Origin of the sequence: Acinetobacter sp. V91_7, from assembly GCF_031799075.1 — a bacterium.
Classification (GTDB): domain Bacteria; phylum Pseudomonadota; class Gammaproteobacteria; order Pseudomonadales; family Moraxellaceae; genus Acinetobacter; species Acinetobacter calcoaceticus.
This window is the reverse complement of record NZ_JAVQNT010000021.1, coordinates 1-16,978: the sequence shown is the minus strand read 5'-3', so window position 1 is coordinate 16,978 and position 16,978 is coordinate 1. Positions and strand designations below refer to the sequence as shown.

The following is a 16,978-nucleotide window of genomic DNA, read 5'->3' as shown; positions in this document are numbered from 1 at the left end:
CTATACAAAATATAGGGTGAATCCTCTCTAAGATAATAAAAATGCGGACTTTAAAACCCCTCTCTATCATCTATAACCAGAAATCAGGTTTTCATGCTTCGAAACATGAAGATATGTATGAACAATTAATGACTGTACTTACTGAATTTGGTTTTGAAATACAAGTTTTTGAATTAGCAGAGGGCGTCACCTTTGATGATTTGATGAATAAAGTTATCCATCGGCATAGTCAAAGTGCAAATTTAGGCGTTGTTGTTGCAGCTGGTGGGGATGGGACGTTAAATGCAGTCGCTTCAAAACTTCGACATACCAATATCCCTATGGGAATTTTACCTTTGGGGACTTTTAATTATGTCGCTAAAGTTTTAGATATTCCTTTAGATTTGTTAGAAGCTGCTGAAGTCATCGCTACAGGTACACCACGTTCTGTACATATTGCAACGATTAACGATCATATTTATTTGAACAATGCGAGCTTAGGCCTTTACCCATTGTTTATAAAAAAACGCGAGCTCTACAATAAATACTTAGGTCGTTTGCCTTTACATGCCTATACCTCGGCTTTGGACGTTTTATTAAGAGAAAATAAATCAATGAAACTCTCCGTCACGGTTAATGGGAAGAAATATCCAGTCAAAACACCTCTAATTTTCTTTGGTAATAATCAATTGCAACTATGTGATATGAAACTAAGAATTGCGGATTGTGCTGCACAAGGGCGAGTCGCTGGAGTGGTCATTACAAAAAGTGATAGGCTTAGTTTATTAAACATGTTGTGGCAGTGGATTCAAGGCAAAGTAGAAGAGGCACAAGATGTTTATAGTTTTTGTGCAGACCATGTGATGGTAGATTGTGCAAAAAGATCAAAACTTACCGTGGCTTTAGATGGTGAAATATTAGAGATGAAAACACCATTAAATTTCACTGTAGAAAAGAATGCTTTAAATATTATGGTGCCAAATGTTATTACATCTGTCTGATTTGCATTTTGGAACAGAAATTGAGGCCTGTTTAGATGCGATTCGGCTTTTTTGTACCCAACATAGACCTGAAGTTATTGTTGTGAGTGGAGATATTACTCAGCGTGCTCGATATCAACAGTTTTATAATTGTCGCCAATTTTTAGATAGTCTTAATATTCCTTATCTTATTGTACCGGGTAATCACGATATTCCTTTGTATCATGTCTGGAACCGTTTTTTTTCTCCATTTACTCGCTATCAATATTTTTTTGGTCAGCTTGAACCAACATTAGAAACTGAGCATTTTTATATTGTTGGCGTAAATAGTATACGCCGCCGTTATCACACACGTGGGCATATTTCGATTGAGCAAATTCAAACTACATATGAGCGATTACAGCAAGGACCAGCTCATAAACTTAAGTTAGTGGTTTTTCATCAGCCTTTTTATACCCCGCCTGATGATGAGCATGGTATTAAAGATTGTCCTGTATTAGGAAAAATGGCTCTCGAAAAATGGAGTACGACAGGGCTATTCGGTATGTTACACGGGCATCTACATAAAACGGCTGTATATGATTTGACGCAGATCTATCATTTAGAAATAGATCATCCTATTTATGACATTCATGCAGGAACAGCAACATCTAGCCGTCTGCATTATCATGTTCCGAATAGTTTTAATGTCATTTCAAATGAGGGGGAAATTGATCACTATTGGTTTAACTCGACGAAGGGAGAGTTCACTTCTAGCTAACTTAAATTTTAATAAGATTTCTTAATGATGTGGTTGTCTTAAAAATAAACAAAAAGAGAAGTTTTTTTTCATTTTCCCCTTGAAGCGTTTTTTTTCATCCCCACAAAAGTGACATCTAAATATTTTGTTATTGCTCTGGATTATGGCAATAACGATTAATCAAAAAGACTTAGTCTGGTGGAGTTAATTATGAGCAACATTCGTCCATTACATGATCGCGTTGTAATTCGTCGCGTAGAAGAAGAAACCAAAACTGCTGGTGGTATTTTACTTCCAGGTTCTGCTGCTGAGAAACCTTCGCAAGGTGAGGTAATTGCAGTAGGTAATGGTCAAATCACTGAGAATGGCGTACGTGCTTTGGATGTTAAAGTTGGTGACAAAGTATTGTTTGGTACTTATGCAGGTACAACAGTGAAAGTAAGTGGTGAAGAACTCTTAATCATGAAAGAGTCAGATATTTTAGCTGTGTTGGAAGGCTAATCAATCCATAACTCAATCCATTATCAGATTCAGTATTTAAAAAGATTCGGAGTTTAATATGTCAGCTAAAGACGTAAAATTTGGTGATTCAGCTCGCTCAAAAATGATTGCAGGCGTAAACGTACTTGCAGATGCTGTTAAAGTGACTTTAGGCCCTAAAGGCCGTAACGTTGTTATTGACCGTTCTTTTGGTGCTCCGCACATCACTAAAGACGGTGTAACTGTTGCTAAAGAAATTTCATTAAAAGACAAGTTTGAGAACATGGGTGCTCAACTTGTTCGTGAAGTTTCAAGCAAAACTAATGACATCGCTGGTGACGGTACAACAACTGCAACTGTACTTGCTCAAGCAATTTTAAATGAAGGGATCAAATCTGTAACTGCAGGTATGAACCCAATGGATTTAAAACGTGGTATCGATATCGCAGTAAGAACTGTAGTTGAAAATATCCGTTCAAATGCAAAACCTGCTGATGATTTTAAAGCGATCGAACAAGTTGGTTCTATCTCTGCAAACTCTGATACTACTGTTGGTAAACTTATCGCTCAAGCGATGGAAAAAGTAGGTAAAGAAGGCGTAATCACTGTAGAAGAAGGTTCTGGCTTCGAAGACGCATTAGATGTTGTAGAAGGTATGCAGTTTGACCGTGGTTATATCTCTCCGTACTTTGCAAACAAGCAAGATACATTAACGGCTGAACTTGAAAACCCGTTCATTCTCCTTGTTGACAAAAAAATCGGTAATATTCGTGAATTGATTTCTGTTTTAGAAGCAGTTGCGAAAACTGGTAAACCACTTCTTATCATCGCTGAAGATGTTGAAGGCGAAGCGCTTGCTACACTTGTTGTAAACAACATGCGCGGCATTATCAAAGTATGTGCTGTTAAAGCTCCTGGCTTTGGTGATCGTCGTAAAGCAATGCTTCAAGACATCGCAATCTTGACTGGTGCAACTGTTATTTCTGAAGAAGTTGGTATGTCTTTAGAACAAGCGACTCTTCAAGATTTAGGTACTGCACACAAGATCACTGTTTCTAAAGAAAACACTGTTATTGTTGATGGTGCTGGTGATGCAGCTGCAATCGCTGAGCGTGTTCAACAAATCCGTGCTCAAATTGAAGAATCTTCTTCAGAATATGACCGTGAAAAATTACAAGAACGTGTTGCTAAATTAGCTGGCGGTGTTGCTGTAATTAAAATCGGTGCGGCAACTGAAGTTGAAATGAAAGAGAAGAAAGACCGTGTAGACGACGCACTTCATGCAACTCGCGCAGCAGTTGAAGAAGGTGTTGTTGCTGGTGGTGGTGTTGCGCTAGTACGTGCTGTAAATGTATTAGACAACCTAAAAGGTGCTAACGAAGATCAAACTGCGGGTATCAACATTTTACGCCGTGCGATCGAAGCTCCACTTCGTCAAATCGTTTCAAACGCAGGTGATGAGCCATCTGTAGTGATTAATGCAGTTAAAGCTGGTGAAGGTAACTTCGGTTATAACGCTGCAACTGGCGAATATGGCGATATGTTAGAAATGGGTATTCTTGACCCTGCTAAAGTAACTCGTTCTGCACTTGAACACGCTGCTTCTGTAGCTGGTTTAATGTTAACTACAGAATGTATGATTACTGACATTCCAGAAGATAAACCAGCTGTTCCAGATATGGGCGGTATGGGTGGTATGGGCGGCATGATGTAATAACACATCAACGCTTTAACTAAAAAAATCCCTGCAAATGCAGGGATTTTTTATTTTACGTGATTTTAAGAAATCGTTAAGTTCAATGACTTATATTAAAAAACAGGAACAGCAGCTAGAAGTTCCTCTTTGTTACAGCCATGCTTATTTACTTATAAGCATGGTTTTTTTTATCCTAATAAAATGAACAACCATGTAATGGCAATAATAGAAAGTGCAACAAATTGAGCAGCACTTCCCATATCTTTTGCATTTTTAGAAAGTTGATGTTTTTCAAGAGAAACTCGATCAACCACTGCTTCAATAGCTGAATTGAACAGTTCAACGATCATTGCAAATAAACATACAATAATGAGTAAGACATGTTCACTGCGGGTTACATCAAGAAAAAAACTAACTGGAATTAAAATAAGATTAATAAAAACAATTTGACGGAAAGCTGCCTCATTTTTATACGCTGCTTTAAATCCGGAAATAGAGTAGCCCATTGCATTTAATATGCGCTTAAGACCAGTTTTGCCCTTATAAGGAGAATAGCTATTCATTTACTTATATTTCTGACACATTTCATGCATTATACAATTTGGGTCTTAAAAAATTATTAAATCTTTTTTAAAGATTTTGACTTTATAACTGAATAGAGAAGAAGAGATGAAAAAATTATGTATAGCTTTGGGTCTTGCATTTTGTAGCATGCATGCAACGTATGCCGAGCAAGCTCCTACCCAACAAGTACCGGGTTATTATCACCATCAATTTGGCAAATACCGTGTAACCTCTTTGCTCGATGGCACGATTTATTTAAATCCTAACTTGTTTAAAAACTTAAATCAGACTCAGAAAACTAAAATATTAACTAAATATGCTGCTGTGAATGAGAAGGGTATTCAAACTTCGGTCAATGCATTTTTAGTAGATGATGGCAAAAGTTTGACGCTTGTAGACAGTGGCGCAGCAAGCTGCTTTGGTCCACAGCTTGGCTCGATTGCAAAAAATATTGAATTGGCAGGTTATCAACTTGCAAATGTAAAAACAGTATTGCTCACGCATTTACACCCAGACCATGTATGCGGTATTGCTCAAAATGGAAAAGCTGTATTTCCAAATGCAACCGTTTATGCACATGAACGCGAGGCTGATTATTGGTTAAATCCAGCTTCTGAAAAAACAGTGCCAGCGGATAAAAAAGAAAGCTATTTAGGTACTGTGAAAAACGTAAAAACTGCTCTTGCTCCCTATCAAGCAAAAAAAGCATTTAAGACATTTAAAGATGGTGATGTCATTCAAGGCTTTGAAGTGATCGATACACGTGGTCATACGCCTGGTCATCACAGCTTTCGCTTAAAAAGTAATGATCAGCAAATCATTTTTGTTGGAGACATTGTTCACTCACATTCTTTGCAGTTTGATGCTCCAAAAACTGGTGTGGATTTTGATGTGAATTCTGAGCAGGCGATTAATACCCGTTTAAAAATGTTTGCTGAAATTTCAAATAAGCAGCAATGGGTCGCAGCGCCACATCTACCATTCCCAGGTATTGGTCATGTTTATAAAGTAAATGCTGAGCAATATCAGTGGATCCCGCTCTATTTTGATAATGTCGTAGAGAAATAAAAAAACAGGGCATTTATTGCCCTATTTTTTTTATTAGAAACTTTGATTATTTTGCTGCTTTCTCAAAGTTATTAACAGCTTCACGGCCAAGTGCTGGGTCATCTGTAAAGACTCCATCAACACCTGCTTTGAAATAAGCTTCAAACTCTTTTAAAGCACCAGATGGGCAGCGCTCAGCTGGTTTATCTTGACTGCATTTTAAAGGCGCTGGTAAAAAATTATTTTCTGGACGGAAAGTATAAGGATGTACTTTTAAGCCAACCGTATGTGCATCAGAAATAAATGAAGTCGTTTGAACTGAGCCATTGTTATTAAAGTTAAGAATATAGCCTTTACTTGGTCCTACACCGTTTGCGTATTTAGCCACGTCTTTTAAACCTTGTGCTGTGGCTAAATCGGCATAAGTTTTAGTTTCTCCAGATTCAACAAAGTCGGCTGGTTGTGAAGTCTTAGCATCATATAGTTGAATGATTTGTGCGTGTTTAATCGTTTTATGAAGGTCGAGCTGATCTTTTAAATATTTTAAATTACTCACTTCAAAAGACTGTAAATAAACAGGTGCAATATCACGCGTATATTTATATTTGGCTAATGTTTTAAGAAGGGCATCTTCCATTGCCAGATTATGATTTTTAAAGTAAGTAGGATGTTTGGTTTCAATATATAGACCAATAATTTTTCCCGTTTTCTTATAATTTGCTTCAGCCAGCTCAATCACTTGTTCTAGAGTTGGGACAGGGTAAAGGTCATTATAAGCTGTGTTTGCTGGTCGAAACTCTGGAATACGTTCACGGGCTTTAAGTTGCTGTAATTCACTTAAAGTGAAGTCTTCTGTAAACCAACCTGTTAAGTCTTTACCATCAATATTTTTTGTTATTTTACGGTCTGCAAACTGGCTTAAGGTACTTACATTGGTTGTGCCGCCAATCTCATTTTCATGGCGAGTAACCAATATACCATCTTTTGTCGATACTAGATCTGGTTCAATAAAATCTGCACCATCATCTATGGCTTTTTGATATGAAGCTAAAGTGTGTTCTGGACGTAAAGCGCTAGCGCCACGGTGTCCTACTACTAGAATTTTAGGAAGTTGATATTCTGGCGTAGTTGGTGTGTTTTCAGTTTTATCATCGTCATTACAACCAACTAAGCTAATTAAACTTAAGCATAAAATTGCTTTTTTAAACATAATTCTACTCATATTGTTTTAGTCTAAACGAAACTAGTCTCCCGATTGAACTTGACATGATCATGAAGAATTCATGAATTTTTAGTGACACTTGTTAAAACCTTGTTTATGGGTTTGTAGGAAATGCCCATTCTGGCTTTGTTTTTGTCTTAATTGCATTTATTGTGTTAATTCTACTTGTCTTTTATATATCGCTCGTTGATGATCAAGATGCCGAATTCGGTATTGCCACCTGTTAATTGACGACTTAATTCTGAGCAGCCATGCTATCTAAATTCTTTATTCAGCGCCCTATTTTTGCCAGTGTACTAGCAATTATTGTTATGGCATTTGGTATTTTCTCGGTGCTGAATTTACCCGTAGAACGTTATCCTGATATTGCCCCTCCAAAAATTACAGTATCAGCAAGTTATAGTGGGGCAGATGCACAAACGGTTGAGCAAAGTGTTACTCAGATTTTAGAACAGCAAATACAGGGTATAGATCACTTACTTTATTTCAGTTCGACCAGTGACTCATCAGGACGTAGCCGAATTACGATTAGTTTTGATAATGGAACAAATCCTGATACGGCACAGGTACAAGTACAAAATAGTATTAGTGGCGTCATAAGACGTTTACCCGATGAAGTGCAGCGCCAAGGGGTGACGGTAAGTAAGTCACTCGGTGATACTTTTATGGTGGTAGGTTTATATGACTCGACAGGTAAATCAGGCAATATTGAGCTATCGGATTACTTAACTACGCATGTGGTAGATGACCTGAACCGTATTGAAGGGGTAGGCGAGTCGGATGTTTTTGGTTCGCAATATGCAATGCGAATCTGGCTAAACCCCGATAAATTAAAACAATATAATTTAATGCCAAGTGATGTTGCCAGTGCAATCACTGCTCAAAATACACAAGTGGCTGCGGGTGCGATTGGTGATTTACCTGTTATCGATGGGCAGTATTTAAATACGAAAGTTACAGCCGGTTCTCGACTAAAAACAGTCGAAGAGTTTAAAAATATTGTAGTGAAATCAAATCAAACAGCGAGCTATGTCTATTTAAAAGATATTGCCAGAGTTGAGTTGGGTGCAGAAAATTATCAGTCTTTTAATACCATTAATGGTTATCCTGCCGCAGGTTTAGGTATTTCGCTATCTTCAGGTGCGAATGCCATTCAAACCTCTAAGCTTATTCATCAAACTCTAGATCAGCTTACAAGCAAGTTACCAGCCGGATATAAAATTGTTTATCCACGAGATAACACGCCGTTTGTTCAAGAGTCGATTAAGGAAGTTGTAAAGACGCTTGTTGAAGCGATTATTCTCGTTATTTTGGTGATGTTCCTATTTTTACAAAGCTGGCGTGCGACACTCATTCCGAGTATTACTGTGCCGGTTGTTATTTTAGGAACTTTTGCTGTCTTATATGTGCTTGGTTTTAGTATTAACACTTTAACTTTATTTGCACTGGTCCTCGCCATTGGCTTGTTAGTAGATGATGCAATTGTAGTCGTGGAAAACGTTGAACGGCTCATGCATGAACAGCACTTAACACCGAAAGAAGCAGCCATTGAGTCGATGGGAGAAATTAGTGGAGCTTTAATTGGGATTACATTGGTTTTAACTGCGGTTTTTATTCCAATGTCTTTTTTAGGTGGTTCAATTGGGGTGATTTACCGCCAGTTTTCCATTACTTTAGTTGCTGCTATGGCGTTATCGCTCGTCGTTGCCCTAGTCCTAACACCTGCTTTGTGTGCCCTAATTTTAAAACCTAACCCTGAGCCTATGCGTTGGGCGGTTTGGTTTAACCAAAAAATTGATCAACTTAAAAATCAATATATCAAGATCGTACAAACAAGCATTCGTTATAGTAAATCGGTTGTTGTGATTTTTGTGGCTTTGATTGCTGTTTTCGCCCTGTTCTATAGCGGTTTAAAAAGTGGATTTATTCCTAAAGAAGATCAAGGTATTTTAAGTGTTCAAATTAAGCTTGTAGATAGTGCCCCAATTTCTCAAAGTCAGAAAATTGGTGAACAAGTTCGTCAATATTTCCTGACTCAAGAAGATAAAAATGTCGACTTGGTTTTAATCCGTTATGGCCGAAATTACTCGGGTACAGGACAGAACTTGGCACAAGGATTTATTGCTTTAAAACCGTGGGATGTGCGTACAGGAAAAGATGATTCGGCAGACGCTATACAAAAGCGTGCGATGAAATATTTTAGTCGTTTTAATAATGCTCAAATCAATGTGACTTTACCTGCTTCGGTCAATGGTTTAGGTCAAACTGATGGTATGGATTTATGGATTCAAGATTTAAATGGGCAGGGGCAAGATTTTCTAGATAGCACCTTCCGTCAGTTGCAAACACAGAGCAAAAGCTACTCAAGTTTTGAAAACTTTGATAAGCAATCAACCAATAGTAAAGCAAACCTCAATATTAAGATTGACCAGAAACAAGCATTAGCAAATGGTTTAGAACTCCCTGCAATTAATAACACCCTGTCGAGTGCGTGGGGTGGAACTTATGTAAATGACTTTATTGACCGCGGTCGTATCAAGCGTGTCATGATTCAAGGTGATGCGGAGTTCAGATCGAAACCAGAAGATTTATATAACTGGTCTGTACGTAATAACCAAAATGAAATGGTGCCTTTTAGTTCATTTGCTAACTTTAGTTGGGGCGGAGCTCCTGAAATCGTAAAACGCTATATGGGATATAGTGCTTTACAGCTACAGGCAGATGTTGCGAGTGGCAGCAGTTCAGGTCAGGCAATGAAAGATGTTGAACAACTCGTAAATCAGCAAAAAGATGTCGGTTTAGCGTGGACAGGTTTATCTTTTGAAGAACAGAAGTCGACAAATCAGGCCGTCTGGTTATATTTAATTTCAGCAGGCTTTATTTTCTTATGTTTAGCTGCTTTATATGAAAGCTTAAGCATTCCAGCCGCTGTGATGACATCTATTCCGCTTGGCGTAGGGGGAAGTGTAATTTTCTCTTATATTTTCGGCCTGCCGAATGACGTATATTTCCAAATCGCACTATTAACCACGATTGGCCTATCGTGTAAAAACGCAATTTTGATTGTTGAGTTTGCAGCCTTGGCTCAAGAAAAGGGTAAGAATGCAATTCAAGCGGCTTTAGAAGGCGCTAGCTTGCGTTTAAGACCCATTCTAATGACTTCCTTAGCCTTTGGTGCTGGAGTAATCCCTTTGGTCTTTGCTCAAGGCGCAGGGGCTGTGAGCCGCCAAGAAATCGGTATTAGTATTTTAGGTGGCGTCATGTTTGGTACTGTGCTGGTTTTATTCTTTATTCCAGTGATGTACGTGTTGCTTCGTTCATTGTTTAGATCGAAAGCTTCTAGTTAAAAGCAAACTATTTTAAAAAGAGGCATTAAATCAAGTATATTAAGTTTAACTTTCCTTAGTGTATTTGATTGAGATGCCTCAAGAAAAAAAATTAACAGAGCAGCAGGTCATCGCACTAGAACGAGATCTCGCTAAGTTCGCAACTATGATGGATAGTGCGGTTCGAATTCCTTTTACAAAGCAGGGTATTGGTGCTGATGCTGCACTGAGTACTATTCCAATTGCTGGTGATGTCGCTGGTTTCGCGCTGACTTGCTATGCCATTTATAAAGCCAAACAAATTGGTGTGCCTCAACATAAATTAACTCCAGTCATCAAACTGGCAGTTGTAGATGCTGTAGTGGGCTTTGTTCCAGTTGCAGGAACTATTTTTGATATATTTATACGACCTAGTAGAAAAGCATTAGATGTGGTGCATACGCACATACGCGAAGAATATGCGATTCAAAGTGATATTCATGTCGTTCATCCATATTTACATGAACAGCTCGAAAAGAAGCAGCAATATTCAGCTTTCTGGCGTAATCCTGTAGTCAGTTGGTTATGGTTACATATACCCGATTTATTAGGTGCTTTTGTACTACTTTTAATTGGCTTGGCTGTTTGGTGGGGAGCAAGTTATCTGTGGAGCTTTTATCAATCAATGTAATAAAAATAAAGCCTCCGATTGGAGGCTTTATTTCTTCACGTTAAACGTTTTATGGGCAATCTAATTGATGTAAAGCTGCCACACGTTGTTCAATTGTTGGGTGGGTTTGGAACAAAGCAGCTAAACTGAAACCTTGTTCTTTACCTTCCGCAATCGCGAAAGCTTTCATTTCTTTTGGCATTTGATCTGGCATTTCTGTCTCAGCTTGTAGACGTAATAATGCAGAAATCATTGCTTGTTTACCTGCTAAACGCGCACCTGCTTCATCAGCACGATATTCACGATAACGAGAGAACCACATCACAATCGCAGAAGCGAGAATACCAAAGACAATATCTAATACCATGGTAATAACGAAGTAACCCATACCCGGTGCTTCATCATCCTGACGACCAAAAACATTACGGTCGATAAAGTCACCGACTACACGAGCAAAGAACATTACAAAGGCATTCACGACACCTTGGATGAGTGCTAGGGTAACCATATCACCATTCGCAACGTGACCAATCTCATGCGCAAGCACAGCACGGAGCTCGTCTTTATTCATACGCTCAAGTAGACCAGATGAAACGGCAACTAAGGCATCATTTTTATTCCAGCCTGTTGCAAAGGCATTGGATTGATATGATGGAAAAATACCAACCTCTGGCATATTAATACCAGAACGTTGAGAAAGTTCAGCGACTGTTTGCAATAACCAGCTTTCAGCTTGGTTACGAGGAGCATTCGGGTCGATCAGTTCTGTACCGGTCGTTTTCTTAGCCATCCATTTTGACATGAATAACGAGATTAAAGATCCCACCATACCAAACACAAAACAGATTACTAAAAGGTTGCCTAGATTCAAGCCACCCGCGCCATGGTAACTACCGACACCGAAGAGTGACAAAATAATGCCAGCTACAACCAGTACCGCGAGGTTGGTAAGCAAAAACAAACCAATCCGCATCATTGAGAAAACCCTCTTATAAATAAAATGTTATCTGATTTACAAATTCTAAATCATGCAGCTAATATGCGGGGCTTAGGAGAAAAATTCAAGAAAAAAATAAGGAATTGATACATTCTTTCACGTAGCAGAATGTACCTAAATTTAAAGAATTATTGGCTAAATTCGCCTAAATGGTAAGGATCAGGTAATAGATCATTACAATTTAAAGCACAGGAACTTGAGGAAATAGATCCGTCACTAAAAGTTTTTATTCAATTCGAATATGTGCGATAGCAGTGGCGTTGTTCGTGACATAAGTACCCGTAGGCGCATCAGTAAATGTCCCATTAGATAAAGTCACAATTTGACGAGAAGAGGAATATTTAGGTGCTGGTGCTGCTATTTGGGCTGTTGTGTTGTCCGTTAAATTAGAAGATTGAGAAGAGACTTGCGCAGAAGTATTAGTAAAAGATGAAAAACCTGAACCAGATGAATATAAGTTTTGATATCGACTGGTTACACGGCGCACGTAATCTTGTGTTTCACGAAAAGGTGGAATACCGCCGTATTTATCAACGTTACCTTCACCTGCATTGTAAGCAGCAAGAGCCATTTGTGTATTGCCACGAAAACGTTTGAGCAGCCAGCTTAAATATTTTGCACCTGCAAAAATATTTTGCTGAGCATCGAAGGCATTGGTCACGTTAAATCGACGTGCAGTCGCAGGCATAAGCTGCATAAGACCTTGTGCACCCACAGGAGAGCGAGCATTTACATTAAATCCTGACTCGGTATGCATGACGGCCTTAATTAAGCCTTCTGATACGCCGTGTTGCTGTGCAGCCTGTTTAATAATGTGGTCAAAAGCATTTTTATTTTTATTATAGCTTGGCAGAACAGAGGCTTCTGAGGCTCCCCAGTTCGTATAACTGTGGATATTACTGTCAGGGTAATAGGTCACTTTTACTTTCTTAAGTGATTGATCATAACTTTTTCGATTCGTCAGCAATGTACTACCATTTTTATCTTGGTAAATATACATCTGACCTGCTGAGCTCGACGTTATGCCGACCGAAAAAGTGGTCATCCCCACGAAACAAGAAAAAAGAAATTGAACCGATTTTTTCATTTTATGTTATTCACAATTTTAAGGTATTCAAAACTTGTCGAAGAGTTTATCAAAAAATATTACAGAAAGAACTTTTGTGTAATTTTTTTTATTTCGACTCTTTCAAAAAATCAAGCTGTTTTGTTCGAATGCTCATCAAAAAAAATTAAAAATTATTTTTAAAATGATTCTATTGACTTGGGTAACATGTTGATATTAAAAGGTAAAAAACATTGGTTAAAAAATGATCAATTTAAATAAAACCCTTAACAGAAGGCCTAAACAGTTTGTCAAGTACGAAGAAATCCACAATTTTATCCACAGGTTTTGTGGAAAACTGTGGAAAAGTCCAAAAAGTAAGCACTTTGCACATATTTTGAACGCTTCAGTCAAAATAGAGCACGACTTTTGCATCATGCAGGAGCAATGTGACGGCTTCAAGAATTGAAACTATTCTTTTGATGCGATTCTCGTCCGAATCATATAAAATTGCGCGGTATTTTTATTTATGGGTATATCTCGTCTATGTACGCGCCAGTTGAGTCTAATCAGGGATTTAATTTTAAGCCTGAACTTCCAACAAGCTCGGCCTATTACCGTTTGCTCAAGAAGCTTCGCCGTCAAGTTGGGCATGCTATTCGTGACTTCAATATGCTTGAAGAGGGCGATAAGGTCATGGTGTGTGTGTCTGGTGGTAAAGACAGTTATACCTTGCTCGATATCATGTTGCAGTTTAAACGTATTGCACCAATCAATTTTGATGTTGTTGCGGTTAACCTTGACCAAAAGCAACCAGGCTTTCCTGAAGATGTCTTATCTCGTTATATGGAAGAAAATAACATTCCATATTACATTTTAGAAAAAGACACCTATACCATTACTAAGCGTTTAACACCGGAAGGTAAAACCTACTGTGCAGTATGTTCGCGCTTACGCCGTGGTTCTTTGTATGGCTTTGCACAAGAAATTGGTGCGACTAAAGTTGCTTTAGGACATCATCGCGATGACATTCTTGCAACGTTCTTCTTAAATCTGTTTCATGGTGGTAGTTTAAAGGCAATGCCTCCAAAGCTTTTATCATCAGATAAAAAGAATATTCTGATTCGTCCATTGGCTTATGTTGAAGAAAAAGACATCATCAAATATGCCGAGTTGCGTCAGTTCCCAATCATTCCATGTAACCTTTGTGGCTCGCAGGAAAACTTACAGCGTGCTATGCTCAATGAAATGCTACGTGACTGGGATAAACAATATCCGAAACGTTTACACAGCATTTTCGGTGCGTTACAAAACGTATCTCCATCTCAGTTAGCGGACCGTGAACTGTTCGATTTCGAAGCGCTAGATTCTCAGCGCGAGCTGGATTTTAAAGATCCTGAAGAGCTTAAAAACCGTTTAGATGTCGTGAACTTAAGTTTTGCTGCTGAGTAAAACTACTTGATAAGTCAATTAAAGGCACTTTATAAACAAGTGCCTTTAATGTATCAAAATACTAAAAAATGAATGTTCCGTACAAAAAGTCATAGCCCAAAATTTAAATTACATGCTATAACAACGCTCAAGCAGAATTGCTTCACATGATGTTGTCTGGATAGGCAACTAGAGAAATTGAACAAATAAATTTGAGGAAGAATCATGCCTGCATTTTTAACTGAAGATTGGTTTGCTACTGTCGAAAAATTAACTGCTGAAGCAGGGGATCTTAATTTGCCACCTGCTCTTGCGAATTTGGCAATTAATTTAGTAGTTACAGATGCTTCTGGAAATACCGAATTAGCTTTAGATGGGGGTAAAATCAAAAAAGGTTTGTCTTCAAATGCCAAAACAACTTTAAACATGGATGCTGAAACTTTACGTAAAGTATTCTTAGAGTTTGATATGGCTGCTGCTATGCAGGCATTCATGACTGGTAAAATTAAAGTTCAAGGCGATATGTCTCAATTGATGGCTTTACAAACAGCTAAGCCAAGCCAAGAACAAAAAGATTTGTTCAAGAAAGTGTTAGAGCAAACAGCTTAAATTTCAAAGAATTCATATAAAAAGCTTACCTATAGAGGTAAGCTTTTTATTTATACAAACAATGAATTTATCAACTTTTAAACAATAAAAATTAGATATTGATTCGTGTTTGCGCCGTTTTGATATGTTCAAGATAAGCACGAATACGAGTGACATATTGAACCGCTTGCTTATATCGGCCATTACGCGTTTTATTACTTTGCAAATAATCGTAGAGATTAACCCACTGATTTGGATCTTTCCCTTGTGCCTGTAAGCGCTTCTGAATCTGGTTTACCGCACCCGGTCCCATATTATAGGCCACAAGCGCATACCAGTTCCGATCAGGGAAAGGAATGTCATCATATTCACTTAGCATCTGGTCGTAATACTTCGCGCCACCTTGAATGCTTTGAGCTGGATCACTACGATTGCTCACACCCATTGCTCGAGCAGTGCTATTGGTCAGCATCATTAAGCCACGAACGCCTGTGGGAGAAACAGATTCTGGCTTTAAGTATGATTCTTGATAACCAATGGCTGCAAGTAAATGCCAGTCAAGATCATATTTAGCTGCACTTTGTTTAAAGCTCGCTTTATAAATCGGTAAACGCGTCGTTAAGTCACGCTGAATGGTTGACCAAGCTTCTGGTTTCACCACATTACGATTATAGAAAGAAGCAAGTTGCTGAGTCACACCATTTTGCTTACTTTGGCATACAAAGCCACTAGCAGTCTGGGTGAGGGGGTCATCAGCTTGTTTAAATACCCAGCTCAACTCAGAATTTAAACCATTTTTCTGCAAATTGACTGTGTCACCACAACTTGCAGAAAAGGACATTAAACCTTTGTTCTCGATGGTACTTAAACCTGCGGTCGTCATCGCAAAGTTTGCTTTACCTTGCTGAACCCATCTAAGTGCAGTGGCATTGTCTGCCACAATTTTAAAGTCCAGCTTTACATTAAGGGTTTGTGCATAGTTACGTGCTAAGTCGTAACCAAAACCATGTAAAAACTGATCTTCTTTGAAAACGGTTGTCGGGCTTTCTACCGCAACAACAGTTAGAGTATTTGTATTTACTACAGTATTGTACTGTAGGGTTTTTCCTGCATTAATACTATGAAATGGAAAAAGCATAGTACTGAGTGCAAGTGCTTTTAACGGGAGAGAAGAAAATAAAGAGTTAAGGCAAAGCCTCGACCCTGAACTTGAATTACTGTGCATGTTGTCTCCGCTACAGATAATTTATGCCCAAAAAGTCAGACAATAAGCTGCCATAACTTTTAAAAGTTGATAAATTCAATAAGGGGTGGGCAGTCATGACGTCATTCAAAATGACATGAAATGAAAAAAACAAACTGTGTAGAAAATCTACATAGTTTTCTAAAAGGTTAAAAAATGCTCAACATTTAATCTGCGCGCATCATAGTATTGAAAAAAAGTATTGTCAAATTTCGTACAATTAAATATTCGATATATCATCATAAACACATGAATTTCTTAAGGAAGAAAATTTATACACTTCTGATATGAGAAAATAGGGTATAAAATGCTACATCTTGTAAGCGATATGTTGTTGAACAGTGGTTTTTAATCATGAAATCTAACTTAATCACTCGATCTGGGCATGACAAATTAGTTGCTGAATTAAAACAACTTTGGCATGAAGAACGACCGGAAATCACAAAGAAAGTGAATTGGGCTGCAAGCTTGGGTGATCGCAGTGAAAATGCAGATTATCAGTACAACAAGCAGCTACTGAGAAAAATTGATCGACGAGTACGCTATTTAGGAAAACGTTTAGAAGAATTAAAAATCATTGATTACTCCCCTGAGCAAGCCGGTAAGGTTTATTTTGGCGCTTGGGTCGAGATTGAAAATGAAGAGGGTGAGCAAAAAACTTTACGTATTGTAGGGATTGACGAAATTTATGATCATCACCCGCAGCATATTTCGATTGAATCGCCTATGGCCCGTGCACTGCTAGGCAAAGAAGTAGATGATGAGATTGAAGTGCACACGCCATCTGGAAAAAAGCTTTGGTATATCAATACAATTCGCTATGAAAAGAGCGAAAACCCAGAAAAATAAATCAATTTGTATTTATTTTGAGCGTTTGAATTAAAAGTTAAATAAAAGATTTGCCAACTTGTGTTTTTGTTTATATTATAGCGCTCGTTGGAAGCGTGGCAGAGCGGTTTAATGCACCGGTCTTGAAAACCGACGAGGGTGTG

The 16,978-nt window shown here is 38.2% G+C and carries 15 protein-coding genes; 10 read left to right on the top strand and 5 right to left on the bottom strand.

Features of this window, described 5'->3' with window-relative positions:
* The first annotated feature begins 41 nt into the window (after positions 1-41).
* The 4 genes from RMB03_RS03135 (at position 42) to groL (ending at position 3,892) form a co-directional block, all read left to right on the top strand.
* The gene (locus RMB03_RS03135) at positions 42-980 is read left to right on the top strand and encodes a diacylglycerol kinase family protein (protein WP_311073814.1); all 939 of its coding nucleotides are present in this window, start codon (positions 42-44) and stop codon (positions 978-980) included.
* Positions 961-1,719 (top strand): metallophosphoesterase family protein, encoded by a 759-nt coding sequence (locus RMB03_RS03130; RefSeq protein WP_311073812.1) that lies wholly within the window; start codon positions 961-963, stop codon positions 1,717-1,719. Before RMB03_RS03135 ends, RMB03_RS03130 begins: the two co-directional genes overlap by 20 nt.
* A gap of 189 nt (positions 1,720-1,908) precedes the next feature.
* The gene (groES, locus tag RMB03_RS03125; protein ID WP_002120604.1) at positions 1,909-2,199 is read left to right on the top strand and encodes a co-chaperone GroES; all 291 of its coding nucleotides are present in this window, start codon (positions 1,909-1,911) and stop codon (positions 2,197-2,199) included.
* A gap of 58 nt (positions 2,200-2,257) precedes the next feature.
* Positions 2,258-3,892, top strand: a complete 1,635-nt coding sequence (gene groL, locus RMB03_RS03120) for a chaperonin GroEL (RefSeq protein WP_005038745.1) — start codon at positions 2,258-2,260, stop codon at positions 3,890-3,892.
* A 170-nt stretch (positions 3,893-4,062) separates the two neighbouring features.
* Here the strand turns inward: groL and RMB03_RS03115 are convergent, their stop codons facing one another.
* Positions 4,063-4,437, bottom strand: a complete 375-nt coding sequence (locus RMB03_RS03115; protein ID WP_311073805.1) for a diacylglycerol kinase — start codon at positions 4,435-4,437, stop codon at positions 4,063-4,065.
* A 106-nt stretch (positions 4,438-4,543) separates the two neighbouring features.
* On the opposite strand from RMB03_RS03115, the gene RMB03_RS03110 reads away from it, so the two are divergent.
* Positions 4,544-5,506, top strand: a complete 963-nt coding sequence (locus RMB03_RS03110) for an MBL fold metallo-hydrolase (protein ID WP_151743846.1) — start codon at positions 4,544-4,546, stop codon at positions 5,504-5,506.
* 46 nt (positions 5,507-5,552) lie between these two features.
* Here the strand turns inward: RMB03_RS03110 and RMB03_RS03105 are convergent, their stop codons facing one another.
* Positions 5,553-6,695 (bottom strand): glycerophosphodiester phosphodiesterase, encoded by a 1,143-nt coding sequence (locus RMB03_RS03105; RefSeq protein WP_311073801.1) that lies wholly within the window; start codon positions 6,693-6,695, stop codon positions 5,553-5,555.
* 263 nt (positions 6,696-6,958) lie between these two features.
* Here RMB03_RS03105 and RMB03_RS03100 point away from each other — a divergent pair, with 263 nt between their 5' ends.
* Together RMB03_RS03100 and RMB03_RS03095 are read left to right on the top strand one after the other, a co-directional pair.
* A complete protein-coding gene (locus RMB03_RS03100; RefSeq protein ID WP_311073799.1) occupies positions 6,959-10,054 on the top strand; it encodes a multidrug efflux RND transporter permease subunit in 3,096 nt (1,031 codons plus the stop codon).
* A 73-nt stretch (positions 10,055-10,127) separates the two neighbouring features.
* Positions 10,128-10,703: a DUF4112 domain-containing protein gene (locus RMB03_RS03095; RefSeq protein WP_311073797.1), complete on the top strand. Its 576-nt coding sequence runs from the start codon at positions 10,128-10,130 to the stop codon at positions 10,701-10,703.
* Between the two features lie 49 nt (positions 10,704-10,752).
* On the opposite strand, the gene htpX is transcribed toward RMB03_RS03095, so the two are convergent.
* Entirely contained in the window at positions 10,753-11,658 is a 906-nt protein-coding gene (htpX, locus tag RMB03_RS03090) for a protease HtpX (RefSeq protein WP_003650116.1), read from the bottom strand.
* A gap of 247 nt (positions 11,659-11,905) precedes the next feature.
* Entirely contained in the window at positions 11,906-12,766 is an 861-nt protein-coding gene (locus tag RMB03_RS03085) for a lytic transglycosylase domain-containing protein (protein WP_035364169.1), read from the bottom strand.
* A 504-nt stretch (positions 12,767-13,270) separates the two neighbouring features.
* Here RMB03_RS03085 and ttcA point away from each other — a divergent pair.
* Entirely contained in the window at positions 13,271-14,176 is a 906-nt protein-coding gene (gene ttcA, locus RMB03_RS03080) for a tRNA 2-thiocytidine(32) synthetase TtcA (protein ID WP_311073794.1), read from the top strand.
* A gap of 204 nt (positions 14,177-14,380) precedes the next feature.
* Entirely contained in the window at positions 14,381-14,764 is a 384-nt protein-coding gene (locus RMB03_RS03075) for an SCP2 sterol-binding domain-containing protein (protein ID WP_003650124.1), read from the top strand.
* Positions 14,765-14,855: 91 nt separating this feature from the next.
* On the opposite strand, the gene RMB03_RS03070 is transcribed toward RMB03_RS03075, so the two are convergent.
* Positions 14,856-15,968, bottom strand: coding sequence for a transglycosylase SLT domain-containing protein (locus RMB03_RS03070; protein ID WP_004643829.1), 1,113 nt, complete (start codon positions 15,966-15,968; stop codon positions 14,856-14,858).
* 372 nt (positions 15,969-16,340) lie between these two features.
* Between RMB03_RS03070 and greB the strand changes: the two genes are divergently transcribed.
* Positions 16,341-16,835 carry a transcription elongation factor GreB gene (gene greB, locus RMB03_RS03065; RefSeq protein WP_005038756.1) on the top strand — a complete coding sequence of 165 codons (495 nt, stop codon included), beginning with the start codon at positions 16,341-16,343 and terminating at the stop codon, positions 16,833-16,835.
* The last annotated feature ends 143 nt before the right edge of the window (positions 16,836-16,978 follow it).

What these genes read in the sequence shown, in the direction of transcription:
- RMB03_RS03075 (WP_003650124.1), top strand. Translation starts at nt 14,381, where the DNA reads ATGCCTGCATTTTTAACTGAAGATTGGTTTGCTACTGTCGAAAAATTA.
- RMB03_RS03095 (WP_311073797.1), top strand. Translation starts at nt 10,128, where the DNA reads ATGCCTCAAGAAAAAAAATTAACAGAGCAGCAGGTCATCGCACTAGAA.
- RMB03_RS03110 (WP_151743846.1), top strand. Translation starts at nt 4,544, where the DNA reads ATGAAAAAATTATGTATAGCTTTGGGTCTTGCATTTTGTAGCATGCAT.
- RMB03_RS03085 (WP_035364169.1), bottom strand. Translation starts at nt 12,766, where the DNA reads ATGAAAAAATCGGTTCAATTTCTTTTTTCTTGTTTCGTGGGGATGACC.
- RMB03_RS03105 (WP_311073801.1), bottom strand. Translation starts at nt 6,695, where the DNA reads ATGTTTAAAAAAGCAATTTTATGCTTAAGTTTAATTAGCTTAGTTGGT.
- RMB03_RS03100 (WP_311073799.1), top strand. Translation starts at nt 6,959, where the DNA reads ATGCTATCTAAATTCTTTATTCAGCGCCCTATTTTTGCCAGTGTACTA.
- RMB03_RS03070 (WP_004643829.1), bottom strand. Translation starts at nt 15,968, where the DNA reads ATGCACAGTAATTCAAGTTCAGGGTCGAGGCTTTGCCTTAACTCTTTA.
- ttcA (WP_311073794.1), top strand. Translation starts at nt 13,271, where the DNA reads ATGTACGCGCCAGTTGAGTCTAATCAGGGATTTAATTTTAAGCCTGAA.
- groES (WP_002120604.1), top strand. Translation starts at nt 1,909, where the DNA reads ATGAGCAACATTCGTCCATTACATGATCGCGTTGTAATTCGTCGCGTA.
- groL (WP_005038745.1), top strand. Translation starts at nt 2,258, where the DNA reads ATGTCAGCTAAAGACGTAAAATTTGGTGATTCAGCTCGCTCAAAAATG.
- greB (WP_005038756.1), top strand. Translation starts at nt 16,341, where the DNA reads ATGAAATCTAACTTAATCACTCGATCTGGGCATGACAAATTAGTTGCT.
- RMB03_RS03115 (WP_311073805.1), bottom strand. Translation starts at nt 4,437, where the DNA reads ATGAATAGCTATTCTCCTTATAAGGGCAAAACTGGTCTTAAGCGCATA.
- htpX (WP_003650116.1), bottom strand. Translation starts at nt 11,658, where the DNA reads ATGATGCGGATTGGTTTGTTTTTGCTTACCAACCTCGCGGTACTGGTT.
- RMB03_RS03130 (WP_311073812.1), top strand. Translation starts at nt 961, where the DNA reads ATGTTATTACATCTGTCTGATTTGCATTTTGGAACAGAAATTGAGGCC.
- RMB03_RS03135 (WP_311073814.1), top strand. Translation starts at nt 42, where the DNA reads ATGCGGACTTTAAAACCCCTCTCTATCATCTATAACCAGAAATCAGGT.